The organism is Methanobacterium bryantii (assembly GCF_002287175.1).
GTDB classification, from domain to species: domain Archaea; phylum Methanobacteriota; class Methanobacteria; order Methanobacteriales; family Methanobacteriaceae; genus Methanobacterium_D; species Methanobacterium_D bryantii.
On record NZ_LMVM01000006.1, the window covers coordinates 39,599 to 45,605 of the forward strand.

Annotated in this window: 5 protein-coding genes; 3 read left to right on the forward strand and 2 right to left on the reverse strand. The window is 33.3% G+C overall.

Annotated features, from left to right (window positions below; translation table 11 throughout):
* Window positions 1–415: 415 nt before the first annotated feature.
* From ASJ80_RS05065 to ASJ80_RS05075, 3 genes are all read left to right on the forward strand, one after another.
* The gene (locus ASJ80_RS05065) at window positions 416–595 is read left to right on the forward strand and encodes a hypothetical protein (RefSeq protein ID WP_069585772.1); all 180 of its coding nucleotides are present in this window, start codon (window positions 416–418) and stop codon (window positions 593–595) included.
* A gap of 436 nt (window positions 596–1,031) precedes the next feature.
* Window positions 1,032–1,256: a TRAM domain-containing protein gene (locus tag ASJ80_RS05070; protein ID WP_069585773.1), complete on the forward strand. Its 225-nt coding sequence runs from the start codon at window positions 1,032–1,034 to the stop codon at window positions 1,254–1,256.
* 1,017 nt (window positions 1,257–2,273) lie between these two features.
* Window positions 2,274–2,504 (forward strand): hypothetical protein, encoded by a 231-nt coding sequence (locus ASJ80_RS05075; protein WP_143747718.1) that lies wholly within the window; start codon window positions 2,274–2,276, stop codon window positions 2,502–2,504.
* 50 nt (window positions 2,505–2,554) lie between these two features.
* On the opposite strand, the gene ASJ80_RS05080 is transcribed toward ASJ80_RS05075, so the two are convergent.
* Both ASJ80_RS05080 and ASJ80_RS05085 read right to left on the reverse strand, forming a co-directional pair.
* Window positions 2,555–3,748: a potassium/proton antiporter gene (locus ASJ80_RS05080; RefSeq protein ID WP_069585775.1), complete on the reverse strand. Its 1,194-nt coding sequence runs from the start codon at window positions 3,746–3,748 to the stop codon at window positions 2,555–2,557.
* Window positions 3,749–3,915: 167 nt separating this feature from the next.
* Window positions 3,916–5,595 carry a SulP family inorganic anion transporter gene (locus ASJ80_RS05085; RefSeq protein ID WP_069585776.1) on the reverse strand — a complete coding sequence of 560 codons (1,680 nt, stop codon included), beginning with the start codon at window positions 5,593–5,595 and terminating at the stop codon, window positions 3,916–3,918.
* Between the last annotated feature and the right edge of the window lie 412 nt (window positions 5,596–6,007).

The following is a 6,007-nucleotide window of genomic DNA, read 5'->3' on the forward strand; positions in this document are numbered from 1 at the left end:
CATGTAAAAATCACAGCTAACAAACACGATGTGTTTGTCGCCTGCAAAATCTTCGATTTGTGATTCAAGAAACTCTCAAACCGAAGGGTTTGGAGCACGAATCGAAGATTCGTATGCTTTGTTTTTTCAATTTCAAAAACCTGTTAAGTCTCTGATTACACCATAAACACCGAGTGTTTGTTGGCTTCGATTTTTGAAGACCGAAGGTTTTTGTGAACACGTTAAAAAAAATTTCCAATTTTTTACTGTCACAAAATCCCTCAAAATTCGAAGAATTTTGGGGCATGTAAAAATTCTTTGAATTTTTACGGTTGCGGAATTACATTCCGCAAACATCAAAAACCGTAGGTTTTTGAAAGCTTCGATTTTGTGAACATGAGCGAAAATTAAATAACTAGTTGATTCAATTATTAACATGGTTAAAAAAAGTGAATCAGAAAGGTTTTTAAAAATAGCAAGTAACTGTAAGCCGGAAGAATTGAAAGATGTATTAAAAAAAGTTGAAAGTGCAATTGAAAAGTCTGTAGATAAAGATAAGGATCTTCTAATGGCAAAGACTATAATCACGGCTAGATTAACTTCAATGAGAAATTAAATAAAGAATTACATCTATAGTGTTGTTATGAATTTATAAAAAAGCTGTTTGGAAGTGGTATGAAATGAAGACCATCCAATGACATGTATAATTGGGTATAAATTTTTGTCATCAAATATGTTCTTACCCCTAAAAGATTATATATTGTTTAAATTAGCAGTTAAGTTAAATTTCGGGAGATGTTTAATAGTTTTCTTGGCAAGTATACTATATACAGGTCTTTTTTGATGAGATTTGATATTTAAGTAGATATCATATATGTTTAAGAACCATTGACTGTGTATTATGCTCTTAATATGAAAAAAAGTTAAAATTAAACTTTTTAACTAATAACTTATTCTATTCTTTTTCTTTTAAAATGCATTACTTTATATAGTATCAAAAATATAAAGACTGTTGAAGCCTATTTTTTAGGCTATAATAAGGACGTGAAAAATTGTTTGGAAATAATTACGGAAGAGATAATAGAGGAAATTCTTCTCCTGTAAACGAAGGCGAAGAATACGATGTTAAAATAGAAGATATGGGAAGAGATGGAGACGGAATCGCTAAAGTAGAAGGTTTCATAGTTTTTGTAAGTGGAGCTAAAAAAGGCGATGAAGTTAAAATCAAAATCAATTCTGTAAGAAGAAACTTTGCTTTTGCAGAAGTAGTAGAATAGCTTAATTTAGGTTTTAAGTTAATTTTTAATGCTCTTAATCTATATTAATGCTTCAAATTGTACTACAATTATAGTGAACGTTTTTTTATTAAGATGTCACGTCTTATCATTAAACTACGGATCATGAGCTTTTAAAATTTAATTTTCATTTAAATTTATCTATTTTTTAATTTTTTTTACACATATCAAAATTATTTTTCGAATGATCTAACTCGAGAAGATTATAAACTAGTTTTATAATTTGAGTAATGATTGATAAGAGTGGTTTTAGACGTAATAGAGTGATCTCACCTGAAACCAGATATAGTTTCTATGGCAAAATATTTTAAAACATTCTAAAAATAATGAAGATGTCTAAATAATCCTGAGCACCGAAGGAGGCACCAAATGATGCCCAAGATTATTCAGTAGTCCACTTAATAATAAGTTCGTACTAATTTATATGTTTTTTGTACTTTTATGTTTTTGAACAGATGTATTTTTGTACATATACACGTTTTTTACTAATATTTTCCAATATTTTTGCTGTCACTTTTATCGATATTTGTTAAATGCTTAAAAAGATACATTTTAATTTATTTTATTTGAAATTCAAAATTTTGAATATTCCTAAAATTTCATCAGGACTTTTAACTAATGAAAAGCAACAGTATACATGTCAAATACATAGAAAATACAACAATTGGGGTGCAACTGCAAAAATTCCTTAATTTCCTATGATTTGTATATAATGGCATTTTAAAAGTGATCCTGGCTATGAAATAATATTCCTATTAAATTGGAATTTTTATTTATCTTTTAAACGACTACTATGGTAAAGCAGTTCGATTTATATATGATGTGGTTCAAATATCAACTAAAAATATTAGACTCCAAAATCTGTTAAAAATTTATATTTTTGATGGATTGGGAAAATAATTTGGCTCAAAAACGTTTTGTTTGGGGGCATTTCTTTAAAAAAGAATAGGTGATTTGATGGATTCTAACTATGAGAACGCAATGATAATATTAAAAGCGATGGTGGAAAGAAGCAGAGTAAATGCCAGCAGTGGCGATGTCATAAAGAGAATTACCAACCTGGAATGTGAGGAAATTAACAGTGCAATACCCTGCCTGGAAGAAATGAACTTAGTAAAGACACTAGGTGACATAAGCAAGGTCAATTTTGACTTTTTTAACGTTAGACTCTTACCTGAAGGTTACAAATACTATGATGAGAATTTCGGGAAAATAAAGAGCATAGATTAAAAGCTCAAAATTTTCGCTGTTTTTTTAACCAATTTTTATCTTTTATATGATTATTCTTCTTTTTTTGCAGTAGAAAGGCCTAAACGTTCTGCGATTACATGGATAGTTGAGCCCTGTACCAGTGCTGAAGTTAAAGTTATAAAGAAAACTATGTTAAAGATCATGTTCGCGCCGCTAATTCCAGCTACTATGGGGTAAGTTGCAAAGATAATTGGCACAGCTCCTTTAATACCCACCCACGAAATGAAAACTTTGTCTTTGAGCCCTACTTTAAATGGTGAAAGACATAAGAATACTGCAAGGGGCCGGGCGACCAGAATCAGGAAGAAAGAAATTAAAATTCCTACTCCAATTACTGGAACGATTTGGGAAGGGAATACGAGGAGTCCTAAGGTTAAAAACATTATAATTTGCATTAACCATGCCATTCCATCGAAAAACTGCATCTGGATCTTTTTATTTAGGAAGTGGCTGTTTCCAAGTATCAATGCTGCGATGTAAACACTTAAAAAACCATTTCCACCTACAAAATAGGTCACAGAAAATGTTAAAAATGCCAGAGCTATGGTAAGGACTGGATAAAGCCCTTGAATGTGGAGTTTAATGCTGTTAATTAGTTTAACTGATCCTTTTCCAAAGATAAATCCTAGAATGACACCGAGTCCTATTGACTGCACGAGTAACAGTATAGTAGACCAGACTGACGTTGTGGGGTTCAATATTAGAAATATTAAAGTAGTGGTCAGGAAATAAGCCATAGGGTCATTTGTTCCACTTTCAAGCTCAAGGGTTGGTATAATATTATTTTTTAAATCCTGGTTTTTTGACCTGAAGATAGAAAATATGGCCGCTGCATCTGTGGATGAAACAATAGCTCCTATTAAAAGGGATTGGATAAGGGAAAACCCTGTAATCCAGTTAATAAAAAGGCCCACTGCCACAGTGGTTATTAAAACGCCCGCAGTAGAAAGAACCACCCCTCTCCCAAGGACGGGCTTAACATCTTTCCATTTAGTGTCTAAACCTCCTGAATAAAGAATTATAACAAGAGCAATAATTCCTATGAACTGTGTAATATTGGGATTATCAAAATAGATTCCACCTATACCTTCAGAACCTGCCAACATACCTATTAAAAGGAAAAAAACGAGCGAAGGGATTCCCAGCCTGTTAGAAGTTTTGCTTATTATTATGCTGATAAAAAGCAAAAGGGAGCCAATTAAAATGAACTGTTCTGAAAGCATTACATAGATATATTTATTTATTTTAGTATATAATCTTTGATTATTAAAACTTTTACCTCATTATAATACTTCACAATGTTTAAATGTTTAAAATATGCTCATTTAGAGATTCTATTAAAAAATAATTATTTTTAATGGGCATGAATTATGAAATGTTAAATTAAATCCTATTTTTTTTCTTCTTTTTCCCATCTTTTAATGCACTGGTCAATGGTTAAACAGAATTTACTTTCCATGATTTCTTGTTCTAGTCTTGTCTTTTTAATAGATTGCCTGAGCGGTCCATAGACATTGGCGGCTTTAACTTTAATGCCGCGGCTCTTCAGCTCGTCGATAAGTTCTTCTAACATTTCAATTCCGGAATAATCAATAAAAGAAGTGGCCTCAAAATCTAAGACAAATAATTTAGTGTCTTTATATTTTCCATCCACTAAATCTATAATGGTATTTTTCACGTTTTCTGTGTTCAGGAATATCTGTGACCCATCGACCCTGACAATGAGGGTGTGGAATGCTATTTCAGCTTCTGGGCGGCGTTTAATATCTAAATATTGGACAGTACCTGGAATACGGCCCAATATGGCTATATGTGGGTTGTACATGTTTTTAAGCAAGCTTAAGACGGATAATATAACTCCTATTACAATCCCTTCCAGTGCACCAATAAATAGTACGGTTAAAAGCGTTACAACTGCAACAGTAAATTCTATCTTGTTGAAATTATAGATTTTACGGAAATGGGGAATATCAACCAGGCCTCTTATTACATACAGTACAATGGCAGCTAGTATGGCTTGAGGCAAGTTGTAAAATACTCCTGTAAATAAAAACAGAACTAATAAAAGTACTAATCCGGATACCCCTCCAGCAAGTTGGGTTTTTGCCCCACTTTCATCAGCTACTGCTGTTCTTGATAGAGTTCCACCTATGGGCAGCCCCTGGAAAAGGCCCACAGCTACATTAGATGCCCCCAAAGCCAGCAGTTCCTGGTTTTTATCAACTTTGTAATTGTTTTTAGCAGCATATTCAGAGGCGAATATATACCCTTCCACATAACTTACAAGAAAAACAGTCACTGCTAGAGTGATCAGGATATTAATATCTATCAAATTGGGATCTGGAACTATCAAAGCAGGCAATCCTTGGGGAAGGTTTCCTACTACTTTCACGCCTAAAGAAGCTAAATTAGCTAGAGTAACAACTGCAATTGACCCTAAAACAAGGAACAACGTATTGGGCAGTTTAGGAAATTTTCGAGTGGCTAAAATTAAAAATAGAATTCCGCCGATACCAATGGCAAGAGTAGCATGGTTGGCCTGGCTAATATGCATGAAAAGATAATACATACGGTTAAAAAAAGTGCCTGAACCTCCAGGTATTCCAAGTAATGTGGGGAGCTGTCCCGAGGCAATATATAATGCTAGACCCGCTAAAAATCCGGTTAAAACAGTTTTTGAAATGAATTTAATTATGAATCCTAATCTTAAAGCCCATGATATGAGCGCGAGAACCCCCACCATGACGGCTACAAGTGATGCCATCATGAAGTACTGCCCGGTATTTACAGCCATCAGGGAACCAATTGTGGAACCAACCAGTATAGAAATAGTTGATGTAGGGCCGATAGACAGTTGTTTAGATGTCCCAAAAATCATGTAAACCAGTAAAGCGATCATTGCAGAATATAAACCAATTTCTGGAGGCAGCCCTGCCAGAGAAACGTATGCCATGGCTTCAGGTATTGTAAATGCCCCAACTGTAATTCCAGCAATAATATCTGGTCTTAACCATTCTTTATCATACGTTCTTGCCCACCGGGTTATTGGGAGTAATGATGAAACTTTCATGGTTTTAGTCTCCATTTTTGAGCCAATTAAATTATAAAAGTTTTATCTCTCTTTTAATATGTGGGTCCTTTTTGTTAAAACTAATGATTATTATCTCGTTATGTGTTATCCTTTGTATTTTTCTGGTTATACCTGATGTTTTGAATAAAAATATTTATTTTAAGGCTCATGTTCACAAAAACTGTCGGTCTTCAAGAATCTTCGATTTTTGAAACCTCGAAAACAAAGCATTCGAAAATTTACAATTTTTGATGCGTCAAATCAAAGATTTAACAGTTTTCGAAGGTTTTTGTGACCGTAAAAATCGCAGCGGACAAATACTTCGTATTTGTCGCGTCAAAATCAAAGATTTTGACAGCTTGCAAAATTTCTAATTTTGCGGCCCAAAAATTCTACGAATTTTCGACGGCTT

What these genes read in the sequence shown, in the direction of transcription:
- ASJ80_RS05065 (WP_069585772.1), top strand. Translation starts at nt 416, where the DNA reads ATGGTTAAAAAAAGTGAATCAGAAAGGTTTTTAAAAATAGCAAGTAAC.
- ASJ80_RS05075 (WP_143747718.1), top strand. Translation starts at nt 2,274, where the DNA reads ATGGTGGAAAGAAGCAGAGTAAATGCCAGCAGTGGCGATGTCATAAAG.
- ASJ80_RS05080 (WP_069585775.1), bottom strand. Translation starts at nt 3,748, where the DNA reads ATGCTTTCAGAACAGTTCATTTTAATTGGCTCCCTTTTGCTTTTTATC.
- ASJ80_RS05085 (WP_069585776.1), bottom strand. Translation starts at nt 5,595, where the DNA reads ATGAAAGTTTCATCATTACTCCCAATAACCCGGTGGGCAAGAACGTAT.